This is a genomic window from Xanthomonas sp. 60 (genome assembly GCF_011761925.1).
Genome location: NZ_JAASQW010000002.1, coordinates 565,929 through 590,857, shown reverse-complemented (window position 1 = coordinate 590,857; position 24,929 = coordinate 565,929). Strand labels below are relative to the sequence as shown.

Below are 24,929 nucleotides of genomic sequence, written 5' to 3'. Positions count from 1 at the left end.
TTTCCCTCATTCGACTGAGCGGCCGATCGGTCGCCGGGAGCCCGTATGGCCCGCATCACCGTAGAAGATTGCCTTGAAGTCGTGAACAACCGTTTCGACCTGGTCATGATGGCGTCCAAGCGCGCCCGCCAGCTCGCCAACGGCGTCCAGGCCACGCTGGACAACAGCGAGACCGAAGACAAGCCCACCGTGCTGGCGCTGCGCGAAATCGCCGCGCGCCGGATCGACAACGCGCTGATCGACGAAGTCGAGAAGGCCGAGCGCGAGCGTGCCGAACGCGAAGCGCTGGAATGGGCGGCAGCGGAAGTCGTCGCCGACGAAGACATGTCCAAGAACGACGATTGATCGACGCGAACGCGTTCATCGGACATGCCTGAAACAGCCCGCCCCGCGCGGGCTGTTTCGCATTCAGGGTTTGCTGTTATCGACGCGCTGGAATAGGCTTCGGCCATGAACCCAGGTCCTTCTGCCCAGGCAGCCACCGCCCCCGGTGTTGGCGTACCCGACTACGTCCTTCAGCTTGAACGCGCCGCGCGGTACCTGCCGCCGGAGCAGATTCCCCTGCTGCGCCGGGCGTGGGAGGTGGGTGCGGCCGCGCATGCCGGGCAGACCCGCAAATCCGGCGAACCGTACATCACCCATCCGGTGGCCGTGGCGCAGGTGCTGGCCGAGCTTGGCCTGGACGCGGAAGCGCTGATCGCCGCGATCCTGCATGACACCATCGAAGACACGCCGCTGACCCGGGAGGAGCTGGCCGGCGAGTTCGGCGAAGCGGTGGCCGAGCTGGTCGACGGCGTGACCAAACTGGACAAGCTCAAGTTCCGCGACCGCCAGGAAGCGGCCGCCGAGAGCTTCCGCAAGATGCTGCTGGCCATGTCGCGCGACCTGCGCGTGATCATGATCAAGCTCGCCGACCGGCTGCACAACATGCGCACGCTGGGCGCGCAGAGTCGCGAGGCGCGCAGCCGCATCGCGCGTGAAACGCTGGAAATCTATGCGCCGATCGCGCAACGGCTGGGCATGAGCCTGGTCAAGAGCGAGCTGCAGAACCTGGGCTTCAAGGCGCTGTATCCGTGGCGCCACGCGATCATCGAAAAGCACATCCGCAGCCAGCCGGTGGTGCGCCGGGAAGCGATGGCGCAGGTCGAAGTGCAGCTCAGCCAGCGCCTGGCCAAGGAAGGGCTGGAGCACCGCCTGGTCAGCCGCATCAAGACGCCGTGGAGCATCTACAACAAGATGCACGACGAGAACAAATCCTTCGACCAGGTCATGGATGTGTTCGGCTTCCGGCTGGTGGTGCGCAGCGTGCCCAGCGCGTACCACGCACTGGGCGCGGTGCATGCGGCGTTCAAGCCGCTGGACGGGCGCTTCCGCGATTTCATCGCGATCCCCAAGGCCAATGGCTACCAGTCACTGCACACGGTGCTGTTCGGGCCGTATGGCTCGCCGATCGAGGTGCAGATCCGCACCGAGGAAATGGACCTGATCGCCGAACGGGGCGTGGCCGCGCACTGGACCTACAAGTTCGGCGGCGATGCGCCCAACAGCGCCCAGAGCCGTGCACATGCGTGGATCGTCGAGCTGATCGATTCACAGCGTGCGGCGGGCTCTTCGCTTGAGTTCCTGGACAACGTCAAGGTGGATCTGTTCCCTGACGAGGTCTACCTGTTCACGCCGAAGGGCAAGATCACCTCGTTGCCGCGCAACTCCACCGCGCTGGACTTCGCCTATGCGGTGCATACCGATGTCGGCAACACGGCGGTGGCTTCGCGCGTGGACAAGAAACTGGTGCCGCTGCGCACCAAGCTGGTGAGCGGGCAGACGGTGGAGATCATCACCGCGCGCTCGGCCACGCCCAAGCCGCAGTGGCTGGAATTCGTGGTCACCAGCAAGGCGCGCACGGCCATCCGCCACCAGCTCAAGCAGCTGGAGCACGAGGATGCCGTGCAGCTCGGCCATCGCATGCTCGACCGTGCGCTGGAGGCCATGGATTCCTCGCTGGAGCGGCTGCCGAAGGGCCGCCTGGATGCCTTCCTGGCCGAGCATCGCTATCCGCGCCTGGAGGCGTTGCTGGCCGAGGTCGCGCTGGGCAACTGGATGCCGACCCAGGCAGCGCAGGCATTGATGGCCTATGCCGACCTGCGTGGTGGCGCACGCCAGTCGCAGGAGAAGATCCTGATCAACGGCAGCGAGCGCGGCGTGGTTACGTTCGCCAACTGCTGCCAGCCGATTCCGGGCGATGACATCATGGGCTATCACACGGCCGGCAAGGGCATCGTGGTGCACCGGATGGATTGCCCGAACCTGGCCGAGCTGCGCAAGTCGCCCGAACGCTGGGTGCCCATCGGGTGGGATTCCTCGGTGTCCGGGGACTACGACACCTCGCTGGTGGTCGAAGTGGAGAACGGTACGGGCGTGCTGGCACAGCTGGCCGCGGCGATCGCGCAGAGCCACTCCAACATCGAGCGGGTGGATTATCTGGATCGCGATTTCAATGCGGCGGTGCTGGCGTTCAATGTGCAGGTACGGGACCGGAATCACCTGGCGGAAGTGATGCGGCGGCTGCGGCGGTTGTCGGTGGTGCAGTCGGTACGGCGCCAGTTGTCCTGAGCCGGCCTGGCGAGAGGCTGGGCCCTGCGTGGCGGATTGAGCCGCGTGCGGGGGCTGCGACGGGTGGGCAGGGGCGGCGGGGCCCGCCGTGAACCTTTCCAGGCAGGCTGTCGTTCGGCTCCTGCCTCACAGTGTCCCGCCATTCCTTCCCACCCGTCGCGCTGACAGGTTCCGGCACCGCCATGGGACGAAAGAAAGTAAAAGTGCGCGGTCCCTGCCCGGTACAATGCGTGCTCTGTTTTTCCTGATACCGGAGCACCGCATGACCCGTCAGATCATCAACACCGAAAAGGCACCGGCCGCCATCGGTCCGTACTCGCAGGCCGTGCGTGCCGGCAGCACCGTGTACTTCTCCGGCCAGATCCCGCTCGATCCGGCCAGCGGCGAAATCGTCGGCGTGGGTGACGTGGAAGCACAGGCGCGTCGCGCCTTCGACAATCTCAAGGCGGTGGCCGAGCAGGCCGGTGGCTCGCTCGACCAGATCGTGCGGCTGGGCCTGTACCTGACCGACCTGGGCGAGTTCGCCAAGGTCAACGCCGTCATGCAGGACTATTTCACGGCGCCCTTCCCGGCCCGTTCCACCATCGAAGTCTCCGGCCTGCCGAAGGGTGCCAACTTCGAAGTCGATGCGGTCATGGTCATCGGCTGAGCCGGTCATGGCCCGCAGGGCAGTCGCGGCGCCGGCCCTGGCGCCGTCCGGTGAGACTCCGCTGGCGACGCTCGTCGGCGTGGGGCCGGCCGTGGCGGCCAGGCTGCAGGCGCGTGGCCTGGCCACCCTGCAGGACCTGTGGCTGCACCTGCCCCTGCGGTACGAGGACCGCACCCGCCTCACCCTGATCGAGGACCTGCGGGCCGGCGTACCGGCCCAGCTGGAGGTACGGGTGACGGCCGTGGAGCGGGGCATGCGGTATCGCCCCATGCTCAAGGTCGCCGTCGAAGACGAGGGGCGCGGCACGCTGGTGCTGCGCTTCTTCCATTTCCGCCAGCAACAGGTCGGCCAGTTCGCCGTGGGCAATCGCCTGCGCTGTTTCGGTACACCCAAGCCGGGACAGAACGGGCTGGAGATCGTACATCCCAGTTACCAGGTACTCGGGCGGCATGAAGAGACCGTGCTCGGCGAAAGCCTGGACCCGGTCTATCCGGCCGTGGAAGGGGTGGGTCCGGCCACGATGCGCAAGCTGATCGGGCAGGCGCTGGACCGCCTGCCGGAGGAGGCCGCGCTGGAGCTGTTGCCGCCGGGGTGGCTGGACGACCTCGGGCTGCCGTCACTGCGCAGCGCGCTGCTCACCGTGCACCGCCCGCCGGCGCAGGCCGACCTGGCTGCCCTGGCGGCGGGAACGCACCCCGCGCAGCGTCGTCTTGCGCTGGAAGAACTGCTCGCCCACCACCTCAGTCTGCGCCGCCAGCGCATCGCCCTGCAGGCCCACCATGCGCCGCCGCTGGCCGGTCCCGGCCGGCTCGCCAGGGCGCTGCTGGAGACGCTGCCGTTCGCCCTCACCGGCGCACAGGCGCGCGTGTTCAAGCAGATCCGCGACGATCTCGCACGGCCCAGCCCCATGCTGCGCCTGGTGCAGGGCGATGTCGGCTCGGGCAAGACAGTGGTGGCCGCGCTGGCCGGCATGCTCGCGGTGGAGCAGGGCAAGCAGGTCGCCCTGGCCGCCCCTACCGAACTGTTGGCCGAGCAGCACCTCAACAACCTGCGTGGCTGGCTGGAACCGCTCGGCGTGCGCGTGGCGTGGCTGGCCGGCAAGGTCACCGGCAAGGCGCGTGCGAAGGTGCTCCAGCAGGTGGCCACCGGCGAAGCGCAGGTGGTGGTGGGCACCCATGCCCTCATGCAGGACGCCGTGGTGTTCCATGACCTCGCGCTGGCGATCGTCGATGAGCAGCACCGTTTCGGCGTGCACCAGCGCCTGGCGCTGCGTGACAAGGGCGCCGGCGCCCACAGCGTGCCGCACCAGCTGGTCATGACGGCCACGCCCATTCCGCGCACCCTGGCGATGTCCGAATACGCCGATCTGGATGTCTCGGCGATCGATGAACTGCCGCCAGGACGCACCCCGGTGCAGACCGTGGCGCTCAACGGTGACCGTCGCGGCGAGCTGATCGAACGCATCGCGCTGGCCTGCGCGGAAGGACGGCAGGCGTATTGGGTGTGCACGCTGATCGAAGAAAACGAAGAGCTTGATGCCACCCCGGCCCAGACCGCGTTCGAGACGCTGCAGTCCCTGCTGCCGGGCGTGCGCGTCGGGCTCGTGCACGGACGCATGAAGGCGGCGGAGAAGCTCGCCACGATGGTCGCGTTCAAGGCCGGGCAACTGGACCTGCTGGTGGCGACCACGGTGATCGAAGTCGGCGTGGACGTGCCCAACGCCTCGCTGATGGTGATCGAGAACGCCGAGCGCCTGGGGCTGGCCCAGCTGCACCAGCTGCGCGGCCGGGTCGGGCGTGGCTCGGCGGTATCGCGCTGCGTGCTGCTGTACCAGGCCCCGCTGTCGATGATGGCGCGTGAGCGGCTGCAGACCCTGCGCGAGACCAACGATGGCTTCCTGATCGCCGAGAAGGACCTCGAACTGCGCGGTCCTGGCGAACTGCTCGGTACGCGGCAGACCGGACTGGCCGGCTTCCGCATTGCCGATCTCGCGCGTGACGCGGGCCTGCTGCCGGGCGTGCATGCCCTGGCCGAGCGCCTGCTCGAGCAGGCGCCTTCGCTGGCCGACCGCGTGGTGGACCGCTGGATCGGCACGGCGGTGCGGTACGCCGGGGCGTAGGACCGCCGCGCGCGGGCCCGGCGCTGTTGCCGTCCCGCGGCCACCGGTTGTATTTGCAGCCGACCCGGTGCGACACTCCGTTGCCGCTCAGAGACGGCACTGATGACTTCCAAGATTCCGCTGTTGATCGACACCGACCCCGGCGTCGACGATGCACTGGCCCTGCTGATGGCCTTCGCCGACGATCGCCATGACGTGGTCGCCCTGACCATCGCGGCTGGCAATGTCGGACTGGCGTACACCGTCCGCAACGCGCTCAAGCTCTGTGAAGTGGTGGGCCGCGAGGACGTACCGGTGTTTGCCGGCAGCCCGGACCCGCTTATTCATCCCTCCCTGGATGCCGCCCACGTGCATGGCCGCGATGGCTATGGCGACGTGGCGCTGCCGCCGGCCGCCCGCCAGGCCGAGGCCGAGCACGCGGCCCTGGCGATCCTGCGCTTGTCCCACCAGTACGCCGGTGAGCTGATGCTGGTCATGCTCGGCCCGCTGACCAACCTCGCGCTTGCGCTGAAGCTCGATCCGACCCTGCCCGGGCGCATCGGCAACATCGTGGTGATGGGCGGTGCGCTGACCTGCCACGGCAACATCACGCCGGTGGCAGAGTTCAACATCGCCTTCGATCCCGAAGCCGCCCACGTGGTGTTCAGCGCCTTCCCGCAGTTGCGGGTCTCGGATTGGGAAGCCACCGTGGCCCACGGCCTGCCGCTGGCGCAGGCCGAACACTGGCTGGCCGCCGATACCCCGCGCGCGCGCTTCTATGAGCTGATCTCGCGCAAGACCCGGGGCCTGTCCGAAGATGCCAAGGGCGACCGCTGGTTCACCGCCGATGCGCTGGCGATGGCCTGGGCGCTGGAGCCGGAGGGCGCACAGCGGGTGGCATTCGCGCCGGTGGGCATCGAACTGGCTGGCGGGTTCCGCGGGGCCACCCTGGTCGACTGGAACCGCCAGACCGGCCGGCCGGACAACTGCGAACTGCTGCTGGCCTATGATCAGCAGCGCTTCGAGGCGCTGGTCCGGCGGGCGCTGGGCGCGGCGGGCTGAGCTTGCGGGCGCGCCGCGCTTCAGGCATAGTCCGCCGTCCTGTGTGGCGGTAACGGTGCCTGGCCTGACCGGGTTGCCGTAGCCTCGCGGCATGCCTTATACTGCCGCTCTTGACTTTTCCACTTTCCAATTACGGTGTACGCCCATGAAGGACGATATCCATCCCGAGTACCGTGACGTCGTCTTCCATGACGTTACCTCCGATCTGAAGATCCTGACCCGCTCGACCATGGGCAGCAAGGAAACGATCGCCTGGGAAGACGGCAACGAATACCCGCTGGTGAAGGTCGAAATCTCCTCCGCTTCGCACCCGTTCTACACGGGCAAGCACAAGGTGATCGACACCTCCGGCCGCATCGACAAGTTCCAGAAGCGTTACCAGCGCTGAGGTCTGCGTCGGATGTTGCTAGGACGGCCGCGCATTGCGCGGCCGTCTGCGTTTCAGGGCCCGGAGCGCGGGCTGCGGCACGGAGCGTTTCACCTGCCCACCACGGTTTCTACGACTTCCGTATAACGCTCGGAAATTGCTGCTGTGCGATAATGGCGGGATCCGCGGCACAGGTCGTGGACGTCATTCACGTGCCTGACCAACGCGCTTGGGCAGGCGCCTTCCCATGAAGGAGCGCACACAGTGTCCGATCTTGATCAGGTCACGCTCAACGCCGACGGCAAGTCGGTCGTTCTGCCGGTCATCAAACCCACTCTCGGCAACGACTGCGTCGACATTTCGAAGCTGACCAGGGAAACGGGGTATTTCACCTACGATTCCGGTTTCACCGCGACGGCAAGCTGCAAGTCCGCGATCACCTACATTGACGGCGACAACGGCGTGCTGCTGTATCGCGGCTATCCGATCGAGCAGCTCTCGGAGAAGTCGAGCTATGTCGAAGTGGCCTATCTGCTGATCAACGGCGAGCGTCCCGACGCGGCCCAGCTGAAGGCGTTCAACGAAGAGCTCGCCGCCGAGGCCGATGTCGATCCGTCGATCAACACGCTGATCGGCAGCTTCGCCCAGGATGCCCATCCGATGGCCATCCTGACTGCGGCCATCGCGCAGCTGTCGGGCATCTACCACGCGGACCTGGACCTGGCCGACGCCGGGCAGCGCCGCAAGGCCGCCGTGCGCCTGATCGCCAAGGTGCCCACGCTTTCGGCACTGATCTACCGCCACGGCAAGGGCCTGCCGGCCAATACGCCCGATACCTCGCTGGACTACGTCAGCCGCTTCCTGAAGCAGACCTTCGAAGCCGCCGATGGCAGCTACGAGCTCAACGAGGACGTGGTCAAGGCGCTGGACCTGCTGTTCATCCTGCACGCCGACCACGAGCAGAATGCCTCGACCTCGACCGTGCGTCTGGTCGGCTCGACCGGCGCCAATCCGTACGCGTCCGTCGCCGCTGGCGTGACCGCGCTGTGGGGCCCGGCGCACGGTGGTGCCAACGAAGCCGTGCTGAAGATGCTGGAAGAGATCGGCACCGCCGACAACGTCGAATCCGCCGTGCTGAAGGCCAAGGACAAGACCTCCGGTTTCCGCCTGATGGGCTTCGGTCACCGCGTCTACAAGAACTTCGATCCGCGCGCCAAGGTCATCGGCGTGATGACCAGCAAGGTGCTGGAACAGCTCGGCGTGCAGGATCCGCTGCTCGACGTGGCCGTGAAGCTGGAGCAGGCCGCGCTGCAGGACGAGTATTTCGTGGCCCGCAAGCTGTACCCGAACGTCGATTTCTACAGCGGCATCATCTACAAGGCGCTGCAGATCCCGACCGAGATGTTCACCGTCATGTTCGCCCTGGGCCGTACCTCCGGCTGGGTCGCGCATTGGCTGGAACAGCAGGTTGATCCGGAAATGAAGATCGGCCGCCCGCGCCAGGTCTATACCGGCAGCGACGTGCGTGATTACGAAGGCTGAGGCCGGGTAATCCGCGACAAAAACGCCCCGCACTGCGGGGCGTTTTTTTTTCGGGATATTCCAGCTGCACGAAGACGGTGCGCTGCGCTAGCAGAAAGCGGCAATGTGGCGGCGATCGCAGGATGGATGCTGCGTTTTGCAACAATCCGCACAGATAAGCGCGTTCTCGGCCAACTTTGCAGTAATTCTCAAGCCCAACGCGTCGCGACCCTGCCTACGCTCCGAATCGCCACCAGCTTTCGCTGATGGTGCTGCGTTTATCAATCAACGCAGCAAATCGATTACACGGAGAGTCAGCTTATGAGAACCCCCCTACGGACGGCCGTCCTCGCCGTTGCCCTGGCTGCGGCAAGCACATCCGCCCAGGCCATCCAGGCCGACATCAAGATCTGGGCCGACATCGACCCGACCCTGGCGCTGCTGCGTGCCGATGGCAGTGCCCTGCCCAGTGATGTGCCGTTGACCTACAACCCGGCCAACGGACTGGCCCCGTGGTCGGAGCAGGTGCGCATCTTCTCCAATGACCCGCTGAAGGACGTGTCGGTCCGCCTCGGCAACACGGTCGAACTGCGGCCGATGGTCGCCGCCAGCGGTGCCGTACCGGTGCCGATGACAGTCAGCCTCAACGGCCAGGCGCTGACCGTAGCCGGCGTGGACTTTGGCGCCAGGATGCTGTTCGACGGCTCGCCGCCAGGGGCGTCCATCGCCATGCCGCTGACCATCGCCCAGACCAACCGCGCGCCCATCCTGGCCGCGGGCCTGTACGAAGGACTGGCCAGCATCGTGCTCGCCCAGAAAACCACCAGCCCGTAACGTCCTGCACCGGCCCCGCGACCGGGGCCGGTCTTTCCGGGGGCCTTTTCCATGCGTGTTTCCGTTCCGGCCGCCACTCACCTCGCGTTTTCGCTTGCGCTGTCATGCGCCGCGCACGCCACGGAGGTGCGGCGCGTTCCGCCCGGCTTCGAAGATCTGGTCCATGGACAGATCGAGCAGCTGGACATCCGTATTTTCGAACAGTCCGCAGGCCTGTCACCGGTGCGTGTCACGCTCGATACAGTGCAGCTGCAGGACCCCGGTGCCGTGCTGCAGGCGCTGGAACTGCCGGTGGAGGCGAGGGCGGTCCTGCTGCCTGCGCTGTCTGCGCCGCTGCCGCGCAACAGCCATCTGGCCTGTCGCCAAGGCAGCGCCCAGCGCGGCTGCGGCTATCTGGATCCCCCCGAGGATCCCGGCGTGGTGGCGGTCATCCACGATGAAGGAGAAGGCATACTGCGCCTGTTCCCCGCCCGGCAATGGCTGCCGCTGCAGGACCGCGGCGAGCGGCTGCACGCCGTCAGCGCCGACGCGCGCAATGCGCTGCTGCACCAGCAGACGTTCAGCGTGAGCGGTGGCCCGGGTTACCAGGCGCTGACCGCACAGGGCAGTGGAGCCCTCGGGCTATCCTCGCAGGCGCACCTCGCCGCGCAATGGCATTTCAATCAGCAGCGCAGCGCTCACCAGCGCCGACGTCAGCGTTTTGAACTCGACAGCGCGTACTACCGCCACGACCTGGACCGGGCCCACTATCTGCAGGCCGGCCGCATGGACCGTCGACCATTGTCCAGTCCGCTGGGAGGCACTTTCGGTTTCAGCCTGCTGCCGTTGAACCGTTTCGATGGCGTGCGGATTGGCAGCAGCCTGGCCTACCTCAATGTCGAGGCGGCCATGGTGTCCACCCCGCTGACGGTGCTGCTTGCACGCGACAGCCGCGTCGACGCCTTCGAGGGAGAGCGCCTGCTGCAGACCTTCTACCTGCCCGCCGGCATCCAGCAGCTCGATACCCGCAGCTTTCCCCCGGGCAGCTACCCGGTCACGCTGCGGGTGCATGAGGATGGCATCGAGGTGCGCAACGAAGAGGTCCCGTTCGAAAAAGGCGGTGAGCCGACCGACGGGCACGCGCAATGGTTCGTGCAGGCGGGGCGGGAGACCCAGCGCGAGGCCTGGACCACGGGCCGCGCCACACAGCGCACGGTGGCGACGGCAGGGGGCCGCTTTCCCCTCGGTCGCCATCTGGCGATGAGCGCCGGCATCAGTGATGCGCCTGATGCCCGGTATGCCGAACTGCGCGTGGACCTGCGGCGGAGCTTCGCCTTCCAGGAGCTGCGTGCAGGTTTCAGCCTGCTGCACGGCAGTGATGGCAGCCGTGGCTGGCAGCAGCGTCTTTCGTACCGCCGCCGCGCATCATGGAACCTCCACGAACAGCGGGTGCGCACGGCAGGCTGCACGCTGCCGTACCCGGCGGGCGCCCGCCAGAACTGCGCCGATTCCCTCAGCGCCTCGATGGCGCTGCCGCTCGGGCATGGCAGTCTGTACATCGCACATACGCGGCGCCGGACCTGGCGTGCCGGGGCGGCAGGCGGCCCGCCGGAGATCGGCGAGGAGCAGCCGCCGCTGCCGCCGCCGGCGACAGCCGCCTCGCCCAGTCCTTCCCTGCTGCGCGAACGTGCCTGGCAGGCCAGCTACAGCCACACGCGGCGATGGGGACGGTTCACGCTGGCCGCGCGTCTGGGCCTGTGGCAACAGCGCAGCGACGCCGCTGCAGACGCCCGGGATGACCGCGGAATCCATGTCAGCCTCGCGCTCACGCGCCTGCAGCGGGACGGTTCCAGCATCCTGCAGCGGCGACATCTGCTCGAAGCGCGGCAGCAACAGGGTGAGCACCCCCAGCTGGGCTACGGTGTGGGGCAAACGCTGCGCCGTGAGCGGGACGACCGCTTCACCGAGCTGGCAGCGGACGTTCGCGGCGACAACGCAGGCCGCCGCAGCGCCAGCCTGGGGGCCCAGCTGCGCAGCCGGGCGGGGCAGGGCAGTGCCGTGGTGGGGCACTACGCCCAGGGACGTCGCAAAGGCATCACCTGGAGTGCGACGCACAGCACGGCCTTCGCCCTGGGCACGCAGGGGGTCTATTGGGGGGGCGAGCTTGGCGCCGAAGCCGGACTGGCGGTCGCCGTGGACGCCGCCGAAGATCTTGACCTGAGCGGGGTCGCCGCCGAGCTGCAGGTGGGCGGTTATCGCCGTCAGCGCCTGCGTCTTGGACAGCGCCTGCTGGTGCCGCTGATGGCCTACCAACCCCACCAGGCCGAACTCCAGGACGCGAGCGCGCCGGACAGCGCGGCCGCCGTGCGCGTGGGCAGCGCGACCGGCTCACGCCCGTTGTTCCTGTCGCCCGGGCGGGTGCTCGCGCTGCCAGTACCGATCGAGGTGACCTACACCTATATCGGCCGGACACAGGACCTGGCGGGGCGGCCGTTGCGCGGGGCACGCATCCTCAATGCGCCGGTGCCGCCCGCCGATGACAGCGGCGGGTTTGTCGCCGATTTCCCGCAGCGTGAAACGGTGCTGTACCTGCTGCACGGCGATCGCCTGCTGCACTGCCCGCTGCGCGTGCGCGAACGTCGTCAGAGCCTGCACCTGGTCGGTGCGCTGCACTGCGACGACCTGCCGCTCGCCGAGCTTCCCACACAGGTACGGCAACAGATGCACGTGCGGCGCCTGCTGGAAGACCGTGCGCTGATTCCGCGCAGCAGCACCGCCGATGGACGGAGTGCGCCATGACGGAGCGCGCCATGACCCTGACCTGGCGTGCCATCGCCACGGCGGCCCTGTGTGGCCCGGCCGCCGCCCAGCCGCTGCCGCCCACTGAACCGGCCGGGATGCACGTGCATCCGATCAGCCTCACCCTGGATCGGGCGGCACCGCCAGGCACGCTCACCCTGCTGCCGCCGGACACCGTGCTGGGCTTTGATCCCGATCCCCAGCGCGGCCATGGCAGGATCCACCTGACCTGCCGCTCGGCAAGCGACGCCACGCACGGCCGCTGCGCGACCAGCGATACCGCGCAAGTGGGACCCGGTACGACCGATATCGTGCTGCGCCTGGTGGAGCAGCGCAGCGGGCAGGCAGCTGAAATCACGCTCAATGGCAGCTTGCGCCGTGTGTTCGCCGACCCGCGCTGCCCGCCCCGGGCTGGCGCGGGAATACAGCGGCCGCTGACGACCGCTTCCGGCGCGCCCTGCGCGGGCGCCCTGCCGATCGGCACCACCGCCACGCTCGCTGTGGCCGCCGCCGGGGTGGCCAGTCTGGTGCCGGGCCAGTGGCAGGGCGAGCTGGTCCTGGATCTGCGGAACGATCCGCAGGGCGCGCCGGTCGCCACGCACGCCTGGCCCATGGAACTGGTGGTCACCGACCGCGATGCGGCCGCCATCCATTTTCCTGGCCTGGACACCGCCACCCCGCAGGTGAGGCTCGGCGTGCGCCACGATCCCTTGACCGGCACCCTCCAAGGCACGACCGATCTGGACATGTGCCTGTACGACGGCCTGGGTGCGCTCGGGGGCGCGCTGGGGCTCACCGTCCGGGACACCAGTGCCCGGTCTGCGGGACGCAGCGGTTTTTCGCTGTGGCACGGTGAGGGCGGCACCGACGCGGCGCACCGGCTCGACTACACGATCACGCTGGACTACGACGGGGCCCGCCTGCCGATGGACAACGGTGCCGAGCACACCCTGCGCGGCATCGACGCGGCGCGGCTGCGCCCGGTGCTGCTGCCCGGAATGCGCCAGCCCGTCCACTGCGTGCCCGCACCGCTGCGCCTGAGTGCCGTTGCCGTCCCCTCGTCCGGCAAACGTGCAGGCGCCTACAGCGGCGATCTGCGCATCGAAATGCGGCTGCCCGCTGTCCGTCCGTGACCTTCAGGAGTGCTTCCCATGCGATACGTTGCCCGTCTTTCCCTGCTGTGCTTGCTGTGGGCCACACCCTCAGCCCAGGCCAACCTCACCGTCCACCCCATGCGCACCGCCGTGGACGCGGACAGGGGCGCGACGGTGCGGGTGTACTCGCAGTCCACCCGGCCACAGTTTGTGCAGGCCACCGTGCGGCGCATCGTCGACCCCGCCGGCAGCAGCGAGCACGAGATCGCGGCCGAGCCCGACCAGGCCGCCTTCGCCCTGACGCCCGCACGCTTCGTGCTGGCCGGGGGCGGCAACCGCCTGGTGCGTCTCATCCCCCTGCATCCGGTGGCCCGTGAGACCGCCTATCGGGTCTATTTCGAAGGCGTACGGCCGCCGGAGGCGGACGAGGTCGTGCAGGCCGCGGACGCCTCAAGTGCCCGTGTCGGCGTGAGCCTGGTATGGGGCACGCTGGTCAATGTGCTGCCCGTGCGGGGGGAGGTCGCACTTGCCGTGCGCGGTGACCGCCTGCACAACACCGGCACGCTGCGCGTGGGAATCCTCAGCCTAGAGACCTGCACCGCGTCCGCCCGCTGCACGGCGCATACGCTGACGCGCAGCCTGTATCCGGGCGGATCACTGCAGCTGCCCGAGGCCCTGGCGGCCGATGCCACGCTGCGGCTGCGTTATCGGTTGACCCGGGACGGCTACCGCGAGCATGAGCAGACCCTGACCCCCGAGCCGGCCGCGCCGGCGCTGGGAAACGCGTCAACCGCCCCGCCCATCCGCCGCCCATGAGCCCGCCGGGCGAGGCCTCACCGCGGCTCGGCCGGGGCCTGCTCCAGCAGGGCACGCAGCTGGCTCAGCGAGGCCCGCCGCATCGGGCGGTCATCGACGGGCGACAAGGGGGCCTGGCGCAGGGCGTCATAGGGCAGCACGCGCAACTCGAACGGAAGGTCCTCGGCGGTGAACGTCCAGGTCGGCACCTCGGCCACGCGCTCGCGGTCCAGCCGCATGCGACGGCTGCGGGCCTCGGCAGGAATGCCGTGTTCGTCCAGGAAACGCTGCACCGCATCCGGATCGTCTTCGTGGAGCAGCAGCAGTACGGGGCTGTTGGCATCGGCCGTGCCTTCCAGCACCGGACCTGCCAGCCGCGGCGAGAAGGCGCGCAGGAATTCCAGTGCCTCCACCGCCGCCGTGCGCCGGTGCTGCAGGGCGGCATCGCGTTCGGGGCCCGCGAACAGGCGCTGGCGCTCGCGCAGGGCCGCCTCGATCTCCGTGTTGCGCGGCAGGCTGGCTTCATCACGGATGCCGAGCCGGCTGGCCGCTTTCGCCCTGGCCTGCTGGATATCCTGGAGCCCGCCCTCGGCCATCAGCCGGGCGGCTTCATGTGCGAGCCGTTGGCGGCGCTCGCGGGTGCGTGTGGCGGCGTGATCGCGGGCGCGATGCATGGGCCTGTCCCCCTTGCAGTACCTGCCCCCAGCCTACACCGGCGCCGGGACCGGTGCGTGCAGGGCGCGTGTGCGATCAGAAGATGTCGAAGGCGGCGGCGTCGGCCTGCGGAACGTTCAGATCCAGGTCGTAGTCCTGCAGGCGGTCCATGTCCTCGACCTTCACCCATTCGGTGGCGCCGTTGAGGCTGGCCTGCACCATGCCCGAGGGCGGATCGTTCTGGGCCAGCGGCTGGTCCTTCAGCGCCACGCGCATGTAGTCGATCCAGATCGGCAGGGCCGCCTTGCCGCCGTACTCGCGGTAACCGAGCGAACGGAAGTCGTCGCGCCCCACCCAGACAGTGGTGACGAACGGGCCGCCGAAGCCGGAGAACCAGGCATCGCGGTGATCGTTGGTGGAGCCGGTCTTGCCGCCGATGTCCTCGCGGCCCAGGACCTTGGCGGCCGTGCCGGTACCGCGCTGGACGACGTCGCGCATCATCGAGACCAGCTGGTAGGCGGTGCGCGCGTCGATCGCGCGCGGCGCCGTACGGGCATCCGGATTGACGGGCGCCGGTGCCTCCTCGGCCGCCGCAGGTGCGGCAGCGGCGCCTGCGGTGGCGGCCGGCGCGGCGGCGCCGAAGTTGAAGCCGTCCACCACCTGCGCGGCGGGTTCACCGTTGCTGGTGCCCGCGCATCCTCGGCAGGCCAGCGCCGGGTTTTCCTTGAAGATCTCCACGCCTTCGCGGGTGCTGACGCGGTCGATCAGCCAGGTGTCCACGCGCGAGCCGCCGTTGGCGAACACGGCGTAGCCGCGGGCCACTGACAGCGGGGTCAGCGAAGCGGTACCCAGCGACATCGACAGGTTGGGCGGCAGCTCGGCCTCGGCGAAGCCGAACTCGCTGATGTACTTGCGTGCGTAATCCACGCCCATGCCGTCCAGCAGACGGACCGAGACCAGGTTGCGCGACTGCACCAGCGCCTCGCGAAGACGCATCGGACCACGGAAGCCGCCGCCATCGTTCTGCGGCGACCAGGTCTTGCCGCGCCGGTCGCGGAACACCACCGGTGCATCCAGCACGATCGAGGCCGGGTTGTAGCCCTTGTCGAAAGCGGCCGCATAGATGAAGGGCTTGAAGCTGGAGCCCGGCTGCCGGCGCGCCTGCGTGGCGCGGTTGAACTTGTTGCCGGAATAGCTGAAACCACCGACCAGTGCCTTCAGCGCGCCGCTGTTGGCGTCCAGGGAGACCAGCGCCGATTGTCCGCGCGGAATCTGGTCGAGCAGCCACTGGCCTTCCTTCTCGCCGGCGCGCACGCGCACGATGTCGCCGCGCTTGACCAGCTTGGCGGCCGTGCGGTTGGTCCAGCGCGCCGCATTGGACGGCAGCACGACCTCCATGCGGTTGGCCAGCACCACCGTGGCGCTGCCATCGGCGGCCGTGGATGCAACGATCGCCGGGATCAGGCCGCTCTGCGCCGGGATGCCGGACAGATGGGCGGCGAGGGCCGCCACGTCATCGCCGGCCCCGAGCGCCACTTCCTTCTCCACACCGTGCCAGCCGTGGCGGTGGTCGTACAGCAGCAGGCCGTCGCGCACAGCGATGTTGGCGGCGGCCTGCATTGTCGGGTCGATGGTGGTGGTGACGTGGTACCCCTTGTTGACCACATCGCCGCCGAAGCGGGCGATCATTTCCTGTCGCACCAGTTCGGCGACATACGGCGCCTCGACCTGGACCGGCGGCTCGTGCGGGGTGGCGTGCATGGCCACCGCCTTGGCGGCGTCGGCCTCGGCCTGGGTGACGAAACCGAGTTCGGCCATGCGCTGCAGCACGTAGTTGTCACGGCGCTGGCGGGCCCGCTCGGGGTTGGAGATCGGATTGCCGGAGGAGGGGAACTTGGGGATGCCAGCCAGCGAGGCCATCTCGTCCAGGTCCAGTTCCTGCAGGGTCTTGCCGTAGTAGAACTGGGCGGCCGCGGCCACGCCATACGCGCGGTTGCCGAAGAAACTCTTGTTCAGGTACAGCTCGAAGATCTCGTCCTTGCTCAGTTCGGACTCGATCTTGCGTGCCAGCAGGATCTCGGCCAGCTTGCGCGTGTAGCTGTATTCGGAGCTCAGGAAGAACTGCCGCGCCACCTGCTGGGTGATGGTCGAACCCCCCGGCACGCGCCGGTCGTTGGTGGTGGCCAGCAGCCAGACCGCGCGCGCGATGCCCTTGTAATCAACCCCGCCATGCTCATAGAACCGCGCATCCTCGGTCGCCAGGAAGGCTTGCCTGAGCCGTTCAGGAACCTCGGCCATCGTGACCGGGATGCGCCGCGTCTCGCCGAAGACGGCCATCAGCTGGCCATCGGCGGCATAGACGTACATCGGCTCCTGCATCTCCACGTCGCGCAGGGTCTGCACGTCCGGCAGACGGGAGGAAATGACGTAGTACAGGCCTCCAGCGGCGGCTGCACCGATCAGCGCCAGGACCAGGAAGAGGATCAGGATCCAGCGCAGCCAGCGGCGAAAGCGTGTCATCGTGGACAGATTCCGATTGCAGATTTCATGGCCGCAGAGTATAGATTACACAAGGGACTGGCTGGGGTCGGTTCCGGGGAGTGCAAGGGGACATCGCGACGCTAGGTGACGTGACGTGAAGAAATCTTCACGGCGAAGCGGTGGCTTATTGCAGAAACGTCAGCAATGCGCGGGCACGGGCAGCCAGCCGTGTGCCTGTTCGCAGGGGAGAAACCGTGGGGCTCATCCCGAAAGGCCAGACGCCGTTGATCGGCGTCGACATCAGCTCGACTGCCGTCAAGCTGCTGCAGCTGTCGCGTAGTGGCAACCGTTTCCGGGTGGAGTACTACGCCGTGGAACCCTTGCCACCCAACGCCGTGGTTGAAAAGAACATCGTCGAAGTGGAAGCCGTGGGCGAAGCCATCCGCCGCGCGGTGAACCGTTCCGGCAGCAAGGCCCGGCATGCCGCCGCGGCCGTGGCAGGCTCGGCGGTGATCACCAAGGTGATCCCGATGCCGGCCGACCTGGACGAGAACGAGATGGAGGCCCAGGTCGAACTGGAAGCCGTCAACTACATCCCGTACCCGATCGAGGAAGTGAGCCTGGATTTCGAAGTGCTTGGGCCGATCCCGAACAATCCGGAGATGGTGCAGGTGCTGCTGGCCGCTTCGCGGTCGGAAAACGTCGAGCTGCGCCAGTCGGCGCTGGAGCTTGGCGGGCTCACCGCCAAGGTGATGGACGTGGAGGCCTTCGCGGTCGAGAACGCCTTCGCCCTGGTCGCCAGCGAACTGCCGGTGGCCAGCGACGGCGTGGTGGCCCTGGTGGACATCGGCGCGACCATGACCACGCTGAACGTGCTGCGTGGGGGACGCAGCCTGTACAGCCGTGAACAGGTGTTCGGCGGCAAGCAGCTGACCGACGAGATCATGCGCCGCTACGGGCTGGGTTATGACGAAGCCGGCCTGGCCAAGCGCCAGGGCGGACTGCCGGAGAGCTACGAGCACGAAGTGCTGGAGCCCTTCAAGGAAGCCACCGTGCAGCAGATCAGCCGGTTGCTGCAGTTCTTCTACGCCGGCAGCGAGTTCAACCGCGTGGACCACGTGGTGCTGGCCGGTGGCTGCGCTGCGCTGGCCGGCCTGCCGGCCCTGGTCGAGGAACAGCTGGGCGTGCCCACCATCGTCGCCAATCCGCTGGCGCAGATGACGCTGGGACCGAAGGTGCAGGCACACGCCCTGGCGCAGGATGCGCCGGCGCTGATGATCGCCACCGGCCTGGCCTTGAGGAGCTTCGACTGATGGCACGCATCAATCTTCTGCCGTGGCGCATCGAGCGGCGCAGGCAGCGCCAGCGCGAGTTCTACGGCATGCTGGGCCTGGCCGCTGTCAGCGGCCTGCTGCTCTCGCTGATGGTCTGGTTCTACTACGACCGCCAGGTGAGCGGGCAGGGCGAACGCAACGCGTTCCTGCAGACCGAGATCGACAAGGTCAAGAAACAGAACGAGGAGATCGGCCGGCTGGACACCCAGAAGGACCGCCTGCTCGCCCGCAAGCGCGTCATCGAGGAACTGCAGGCCAAGCGTTCTCAGATGGTCCACCTGTTCGACGCACTGGTGCGCACGATCCCGGACGGCGTGGTGCTGACCGGCATCAAGCAGGACGGTGAGACGCTGACCCTGGAAGGCCGCACGCAGTCCAATGCGCGGGTTTCGGCCTACATGCGCAGCCTCGCCACGTCCGGCTGGATGACCAATCCGGAGCTGTCGATCATCGAAGCGCGCGATCCGGAGAAGGAGGCCGCCGCCGGCCCTGTCGCGGACATCAAGGCGCTGCCGTACGTGTTCGTGGTGAAGGTGAAGCTGCCCGCGCAGAGCGAGGGCGTGCTCGGCCCGGATGGCAGTGTGATCGATCCGGCCCTGGACGCCACTGGCGGAGCAGAGGCAGAGGCAGAGGTCGATGCCGCCGCCGCACCGGCCGCGCTGGCACCGGCGCCGGAGGCCGCGCCGGGCACGCCGTCCGATGCCGCCGATCCGGCCGCGCCAGCCGCTCCCACCGATCCCGCACGCCCGCAGGGCAGCCGCCTGGCACCGCCGGGCGCGCCTGCCACGGGCACGCCGCCGCCCGCCGCGCCCAGCCCGCAGAAGGGGGCCGCATGAGCCAGAAGAAGTTCAACATCAACGAGCTGGATTTCAACGACATCGGCAACTGGCCGCAGAAGGCCAAGATGGTGTTCTGCGCGTTCGTCGCGCTGCTGATCATCGGCCTGTCGTGGTTCCTGCTGATCAGTGGCAAGCGCGATGAGCTGTCCACGCTGGAGCGTCGGGAGACCGAGCTGCGGGCCGAGTTCGAGAAGGAACAGGGCCGCGCGGTCAACCTCGAGCCGCTCAAGCAGCAGCTTGCGCAGATGGAACAGGTGCTGCAGCAGATGCTGCGGCAGCTGCCGAGCAAGACGGAAATGCCGGACCTGATCATCGACGTCTCGCAGACCGCGCTGTCCAGCGGCCTGGTCAACGAACTGTTCGAGCCCCAGTCCGAGCAGGTCCGCGAGTTCTACGCCGAGAAGCCGATCAAGCTGCGCATGGTGGGCAGTTACCACCAGTTCGGCGCCTTCGTCAGCGGCGTGGCCTCGCTGCCGCGCGTGGTCATCCTGACCATGCACGACATCAACCTCAAGCCGAAGGATCCCAAGACCGGCATCACCGCACGCTCCGGCGCGCTGGAACTGTCGGGCACGGTGAAGACCTACCGCTATCTTGACGAGACGGAGATGGAGCAGCAGGAGCAGGCAGCCGCCGAGAAAGCCAAGGCTGAAGCGAAGGCCAAGAAGAAGGGGGGCGCGAAATGAGCCGTTCCCTGATGCGCCGCGCTATCGCTTTGCTGGCCCTGGCGCTGCTCGCCGGGTGCGGTCGGGGCGTCACCAGCACGCCCGGCGACGCGCCGAATCTGGAAGAATGGGTGGCCAACGTGCGTGCGCGTCCGGCCCCTGCACTTGAACCGTTGCCGGTGATGCAGCAGTTCGAGACGTTCGAATACTCCGCGCAGGGTCTGCGGGATCCCTTCACCGATGTCTGGGCCAACCCGCAGGGTGGCAGCGGACTGAGGCCCGATCCCAACCGCCGCAAGGAGCCGCTGGAAGCCTTCCCGCTGGACAGCCTCGACATGGTGGGGACCATCGGGGCCGGCGGGTCGGTCGTGGCCGTGGTGATGGCGCCGGACAAGGTGTCCTACCGCGTACGGCCGGGCGTCTACATGGGGCAGAGCGATGGTCGGGTCACGGGGGTGTACGAAGACCGCATCGAACTGATCGAACTGGTGCCGGATGGCGCGGGCGGCTGGCTTGAACGGCCTGCCTCGCTCGCGTTGGAAGATCTATGATGATTACTGGGGATAGCACGATGACCTTTCACCAAGCCAAGCGCCTGCGCGCCCGGCGTCCGGCCATGAACTGCTTCAGCGCGTTGGGAGTCGCGTTGATGCTGGCCTGCGGCCAGGCAGGCGCCGCCGCACCGGCGGCCCAGCCAACCGTTTCGACGGCTGCACCGGCCTCGCTGTCGGTGGCCAAGATCGATTTCAAGCGGGGTGAGGACGGCTCCGGCCGCCTGGTCCTGCAGTTCGACGGCGAGGGTGCGAACCCGGACCTGCGCACGCAGGGCAGCAACGTGGTGATCGACGTCGGCAATGCGCAGCTGCCTGCGCAGCTGCAGAAGCCGTTCAACGTCACTGATTTCGCCACGCCGGTGCAGCGCATCGATGCCAAGCCCTACGGCGGTGGCACGCAGCTGGTGCTCAGCACCAACACCGCCTACGAGTCGCTGGCCTACCAGAGCGGCAACGAGTACGTGGTGGAGATCACCCCGCGCCAGGGTGCGGCGGCGACCGGTGCGATCACCACCAGCACGGTCAGCCAGGCTGCTGCGGCCGTTGCCCAGCGTGGCTACTCCGGTCGCCCGGTGACCTTCAACTTCCAGGACGTGCCGGTGCGCACGGTGCTGCAGCTGATCGCCGAGGAATCCAACCTCAACGTCGTGGCGTCCGACAGCGTGCAGGGCAACGTCACCCTGCGCCTGGTCAACGTGCCGTGGGACCAGGCGCTGGACATCCTGCTGCGCGCCAAGGGCCTGGACAAGCGTCGCGATGGCAGCGTGATCTGGGTCGGCCCGCAGGCCGAGCTGTCCAAGTTCGAGCAGGAAAAGGAAGACGCGCGCATCGCGATCGAGAACCGCCAGGACCTCATCACCGATTACGTGCAGATCAACTATCACAGCGCTTCAGCGATCTTCAAAGCGCTCACCGAGGCGCGCGGCATCGGCGGTTCGTCGGGCGGCAGCCAGGGTGGTGGCGCCACCCAGGAAGACAGTGGCTTTTTGACCTCGCGGGGCCGTCTGGTGGCGGATGAGCGCACCAACACGCTGATGATCAGCGACATCCCGAAGAAAGTGGAGAAGATGCGCGAGCTGATCGGCGTGATCGACCGTCCGGTCGATCAGGTGCTGATCGAGAGCCGCATCGTCATCGCTACCGATACCTTCGCGCGTGAGCTCGGCGCCAAGTTCGGCATCCGCGGCAACCGCGACAACGTGTTCTTCGGCAGCACCACGGCCAGCAACAATGCCAACATCAGCAACCAGGCCACGGTGAACACCGAATACGCCCGCGCCGTGAGCGCGTGGGAGGCCGGTGGCCGCCAGGGCGCGGCGCCGGTGCGCTCGCCCTACACCATCGCAGATGGCCTGATGTGGAACATGCCCGCCGCCGTGGCCGGTGGTTCGCCGGGTTCGCTGGCGCTGTCGATCCTCAACGCGGGCTACCTGCTGGACGTGGAGCTGTCGGCCATGCAGACCGAGCAGCGCGGCGAAGTGATCTCCAACCCGCGCGTGGTGACCACCAACCAGCGCGAGGCGCTGATCAAGCAGGGCAAGGAAATCGGCTACGTCACGCTGTCCGCCGGCGGTACGGGCGGTGGCAGCCAGGCCAACGTGCAGTTCAAGGAAGTGGTGCTGGAACTGCGGGTGACCCCGACGATCACCAACGACAACCGCGTGTTCCTGAACATGGCGATCAAGAAGGACGAAGTCGATGAGCTGATCCGTCTGGAAGGGTACGGCACGGTGCCGTCGATCAACCGCCGCGAAGTGAACACCGCGGTGCTGGTCGAAGATGGGCAGACGGTAGTGATCGGTGGCGTTTACGAGTTCACCGACCGCAGCAGCATCAGCAAGGTTCCGTTCCTCGGCGATGTGCCGTTCCTGGGCAATCTGTTCAAGCAGCGCGGCCGCAACAAGGACAAGGCGGAACTGCTGGTGTTCGTGACCCCCAAGGTGCTCCGCGTCGCCAAGGGCAACTGAGGCGCTGACGCCCTCGGCGCAGGCAGGGCCGGCGGGCACCCTGACAGCAGACACAGCAGCGCAGGGCCTCGGCCCTGCGCTGTTTCGCATTCCGGGGGCCAGGATCCCACCCGTTGTTCATGCAATATTGATCACATCGATGACGCGCGCCTGCGATGATGGGGAACCGGAATCACCGGTGCCGGTCCAAGTGTGATGAACCCGATCCCGAACGTGCCCCCCGACATGCCGCCCATCGTGGCAACCGCTCCGGCCGAGGCCGGCAACGCCCGCCTGCACGACGCCTTCAAGGCCCTGCGGGAAGCCCTCAGCGGCGAAATCGTGGGGCAGTCCGAACTGGTCGAGCGCCTGTTGATCGCATTGCTCGCCGACGGCCACCTGCTCGTGGAAGGCGCGCCGGGCCTGGCCAAGACCACCGCGATCCGTGCGCTGGCCGCCCGCCTCGAGGCGGATTTCTCCCGCGTGCAGTTCACCCCCGACCTGCTGCCGGCCGACCTAACCGGCACCGAGATCTGGCGCCCGCAGGAAGGCCGCTTCGAGTTCGTACCCGGGCCGATCTTCCATCCCATCCTGCTGGCCGATGAAATCAACCGCGCACCGGCCAAGGTGCAGTCCGCGCTGCTGGAGGCAATGGGCGAACGCCAGGTCACGGTGGGCCGCCACACCTACGCGCTGCCGCCGTTGTTCCTGGTCATGGCCACGCAGAATCCGATCGAACAGGAAGGCACCTTCCCGCTGCCGGAGGCACAGCTGGACCGTTTCCTGATGTATGTCCGCATCGGCTACCCGGATGCCGGTGCGGAAACGGAAATCCTGCGCCTGGCGCGCGAGCGGGCACGAGGTGCGCTTGATGCCCCGGCCACACCACCGCAGCGGTTGCCCCTGCAGGACGTGCACGCTGCGCGGCGTGCCGTGCTGGACCTGCACGTGGCGCCCTCCCTGGAGCGCTATCTGGTGGAACTGGTGCTGGCAACGCGCGATCCGGCGCGTTACGACTCCGCTCTTGCGCGGCGCATCGCATGGGGGGCCAGCCCGCGTGGATCGATCGCCCTGGAGCGCTGCGCCCGCGCCCGTGCATGGCTGGCCGGCCGTGACTTCGTCACCCCCGACGACGTGCGTGCGGTAGCGCCGGACGTGCTGCGCCATCGTGTCCTGCCCAGCTATGAGGCCACGGCCGAGGGCTGGGACGGTGAGCGCCTGGTGCAGGAACTGCTCGCCCTCGTGCCTGCCCCCTGAACGTGGGGAACCTGGCCATGGACCCGACGACGGCAACCGGTGAGGGCATCACCCCGACGCTTGCCGAACTGGTGGCGCTGCGCGGGAGTGCCCTGCGCCCGCCGGCCGCGCGCCGTGGACGTGTGGGCGCCAGTGGGCAGGCGCCTTCGCCGATGCGCGGGCGCGGCATGGACTATGCCGAGTCACGTGAGTACGTGCCTGGCGATGATGCACGGCATATCGACTGGCGCGTCACCGCGCGCAGCGGGCGCACGCATACAAAGCTGTTCCAGGCCGAGCGCGAGCGGGTCACGCTGATCGTGGCCGACACCGATCCTGCCCTCTATTTCGGTACCCGCACCCGCTTCAAGTCGGTGCAGGCCGCGCGCGTGGGCGCGGTGGCTGCATGGTCGGCGCAGCGTCGTGGCGACCGCATCGCCGCACTGCGCGGCAGTGATCGTGAAACGCCCGTGCCACCGGCCGGCGGCAGCCGCGGCGTGTTGCGCGTGCTTGATGCCCTGAGCCGCTGGTATGCCCATCCGCCGGATGACGACGCCGGGCTGCAGCAGGCGCTGCGCCGGGCCAGCCGCGTGCTGCGGCCCGGTGCGCGGCTGCTGGTGCTGGCCGATCCGCAGCGGGCGCGCAGCGTGCCGCCGGCGCAGTGGGCGGCCTTGGCCCAGCACCATGAAATCGAGGTGGTGCTGATGGTGGACCCGCTGGAAACCCAGCCGCCCGCACGCAGCCTGCCGCTGCTGGCAGGGGGGCGCCGCGTGCACGTAGACCTGCAGCAGGCGGCGGTGCGTGCGCAGTGGCACGACACGTTCGTAGCACCGCTGGAGGCGCTCAGGACGACGCTCACTGCACGCCGCCTGCGGGTGCATGTGGTGGCGACCGATGATGACAGCGCGGCCTGGTTGGCGCCCGGCATGCGTGGGTCCACCCCATGAGCGCTGCCTTGCCACTGCGCGATGTCCACCTGCCACCGGAACCGGCCCTCTGGCCGCCCGCACCGGGTTGGTGGATGCTGATCGCAGGGCTAGTGGTGCTGATCGCCATTCCGGTCTTCATCGGGCTCAGGCGTGCGCGCCGGCGCCAGCGCTGGCGACGTGAGTTTGAAGATCAACTCGCCGCTGCCGGCGACGGCACCGGCCGGCTGGCGGTGCTGGTCGTCCTGCTGCGCCGTGCTGCGCGTGAGAACGCGCCCGGCAGCGAGCTGCTGCAGGGGCCGGCATGGCTGCAGGTCGTGGATCCGCCGCAGGCCTTGACCCGGTCACAACGCGAGCTGCTGCTGGAGGGAAGTTACCGGCCCAGCGTGGAGGACGCCGAGCTGGCACCGCTGCAGGCCTGGGCCGCTGATCGTTTCGTCAGCCTGCGCGAGGGGCGGCGATCGTGACCCTTCCCGCCTGGCCTTG

21 protein-coding genes are annotated in these 24,929 nt (G+C 68.1%); 19 read left to right on the top strand and 2 right to left on the bottom strand.

The window, feature by feature from the left end:
* The first annotated feature begins 45 nt into the window (after window positions 1-45).
* From rpoZ to FHY09_RS06475, 11 genes are all read left to right on the top strand, one after another.
* Window positions 46-345 (top strand): DNA-directed RNA polymerase subunit omega, encoded by a 300-nt coding sequence (rpoZ, locus tag FHY09_RS06525; RefSeq protein WP_166925336.1) that lies wholly within the window; start codon window positions 46-48, stop codon window positions 343-345.
* A gap of 105 nt (window positions 346-450) precedes the next feature.
* Entirely contained in the window at window positions 451-2,610 is a 2,160-nt protein-coding gene (locus FHY09_RS06520; protein WP_166925334.1) for a RelA/SpoT family protein, read from the top strand.
* A 262-nt stretch (window positions 2,611-2,872) separates the two neighbouring features.
* Entirely contained in the window at window positions 2,873-3,259 is a 387-nt protein-coding gene (locus tag FHY09_RS06515; protein ID WP_166925332.1) for a RidA family protein, read from the top strand.
* Window positions 3,260-3,266: 7 nt separating this feature from the next.
* On the top strand, window positions 3,267-5,378 hold the full coding sequence (gene recG / locus FHY09_RS06510; protein ID WP_166925330.1) for an ATP-dependent DNA helicase RecG: 2,112 nt from the start codon (window positions 3,267-3,269) through the stop codon (window positions 5,376-5,378).
* A gap of 102 nt (window positions 5,379-5,480) precedes the next feature.
* Window positions 5,481-6,419: a nucleoside hydrolase gene (locus tag FHY09_RS06505; RefSeq protein ID WP_166925328.1), complete on the top strand. Its 939-nt coding sequence runs from the start codon at window positions 5,481-5,483 to the stop codon at window positions 6,417-6,419.
* 145 nt (window positions 6,420-6,564) lie between these two features.
* Window positions 6,565-6,807: a type B 50S ribosomal protein L31 gene (locus tag FHY09_RS06500; protein ID WP_166925326.1), complete on the top strand. Its 243-nt coding sequence runs from the start codon at window positions 6,565-6,567 to the stop codon at window positions 6,805-6,807.
* Between the two features lie 243 nt (window positions 6,808-7,050).
* Window positions 7,051-8,328: a citrate synthase gene (locus FHY09_RS06495; protein ID WP_166925324.1), complete on the top strand. Its 1,278-nt coding sequence runs from the start codon at window positions 7,051-7,053 to the stop codon at window positions 8,326-8,328.
* Window positions 8,329-8,628: 300 nt separating this feature from the next.
* Window positions 8,629-9,141: a CS1 type fimbrial major subunit gene (locus FHY09_RS06490; RefSeq protein ID WP_166925322.1), complete on the top strand. Its 513-nt coding sequence runs from the start codon at window positions 8,629-8,631 to the stop codon at window positions 9,139-9,141.
* 51 nt (window positions 9,142-9,192) lie between these two features.
* Window positions 9,193-11,919: a TcfC E-set like domain-containing protein gene (locus tag FHY09_RS06485; protein ID WP_166925320.1), complete on the top strand. Its 2,727-nt coding sequence runs from the start codon at window positions 9,193-9,195 to the stop codon at window positions 11,917-11,919.
* Window positions 11,920-11,930: 11 nt separating this feature from the next.
* Window positions 11,931-13,052, top strand: a complete 1,122-nt coding sequence (locus FHY09_RS06480; protein ID WP_166925318.1) for a CfaE/CblD family pilus tip adhesin — start codon at window positions 11,931-11,933, stop codon at window positions 13,050-13,052.
* 18 nt (window positions 13,053-13,070) lie between these two features.
* Window positions 13,071-13,829: a fimbria/pilus periplasmic chaperone gene (locus FHY09_RS06475; protein ID WP_166925316.1), complete on the top strand. Its 759-nt coding sequence runs from the start codon at window positions 13,071-13,073 to the stop codon at window positions 13,827-13,829.
* 17 nt (window positions 13,830-13,846) lie between these two features.
* Here FHY09_RS06475 and FHY09_RS06470 read toward each other — a convergent pair whose 3' ends face one another.
* Window positions 13,847-14,482 carry a hypothetical protein gene (locus FHY09_RS06470; RefSeq protein WP_166925314.1) on the bottom strand — a complete coding sequence of 212 codons (636 nt, stop codon included), beginning with the start codon at window positions 14,480-14,482 and terminating at the stop codon, window positions 13,847-13,849.
* 76 nt (window positions 14,483-14,558) lie between these two features.
* Complete coding sequence (locus FHY09_RS06465) at window positions 14,559-16,982, bottom strand: penicillin-binding protein 1A (protein ID WP_166925312.1); 2,424 nt, start codon at window positions 16,980-16,982, stop codon at window positions 14,559-14,561.
* 215 nt (window positions 16,983-17,197) lie between these two features.
* Between FHY09_RS06465 and FHY09_RS06460 the strand changes: the two genes are divergently transcribed.
* The 8 genes from FHY09_RS06460 (at window position 17,198) to FHY09_RS06425 (ending at window position 24,910) form a co-directional block, all read left to right on the top strand.
* A complete protein-coding gene (locus tag FHY09_RS06460) occupies window positions 17,198-18,256 on the top strand; it encodes a pilus assembly protein PilM (protein ID WP_166925310.1) in 1,059 nt (352 codons plus the stop codon).
* Window positions 18,256-19,113, top strand: a complete 858-nt coding sequence (locus tag FHY09_RS06455) for a PilN domain-containing protein (protein ID WP_166925308.1) — start codon at window positions 18,256-18,258, stop codon at window positions 19,111-19,113. Before FHY09_RS06460 ends, FHY09_RS06455 begins: the two co-directional genes overlap by 1 nt.
* Entirely contained in the window at window positions 19,110-19,802 is a 693-nt protein-coding gene (locus FHY09_RS06450; RefSeq protein ID WP_166925306.1) for a type IV pilus inner membrane component PilO, read from the top strand. The genes FHY09_RS06455 and FHY09_RS06450 overlap by 4 nt, the downstream gene beginning before the upstream one ends.
* Window positions 19,799-20,332 (top strand): pilus assembly protein PilP, encoded by a 534-nt coding sequence (locus FHY09_RS06445; RefSeq protein ID WP_166925304.1) that lies wholly within the window; start codon window positions 19,799-19,801, stop codon window positions 20,330-20,332. The genes FHY09_RS06450 and FHY09_RS06445 overlap by 4 nt, the downstream gene beginning before the upstream one ends.
* A 20-nt stretch (window positions 20,333-20,352) precedes the next feature.
* Window positions 20,353-22,302, top strand: coding sequence for a type IV pilus secretin PilQ family protein (locus FHY09_RS06440; protein WP_166925302.1), 1,950 nt, complete (start codon window positions 20,353-20,355; stop codon window positions 22,300-22,302).
* A gap of 195 nt (window positions 22,303-22,497) precedes the next feature.
* Window positions 22,498-23,538, top strand: a complete 1,041-nt coding sequence (locus tag FHY09_RS06435) for an AAA family ATPase (RefSeq protein ID WP_166925300.1) — start codon at window positions 22,498-22,500, stop codon at window positions 23,536-23,538.
* Between the two features lie 17 nt (window positions 23,539-23,555).
* Window positions 23,556-24,464 (top strand): DUF58 domain-containing protein, encoded by a 909-nt coding sequence (locus tag FHY09_RS06430; protein WP_166925298.1) that lies wholly within the window; start codon window positions 23,556-23,558, stop codon window positions 24,462-24,464.
* Window positions 24,461-24,910: a DUF4381 domain-containing protein gene (locus tag FHY09_RS06425; RefSeq protein WP_166925296.1), complete on the top strand. Its 450-nt coding sequence runs from the start codon at window positions 24,461-24,463 to the stop codon at window positions 24,908-24,910. The genes FHY09_RS06430 and FHY09_RS06425 overlap by 4 nt, the downstream gene beginning before the upstream one ends.
* Window positions 24,911-24,929 lie beyond the last annotated feature (19 nt).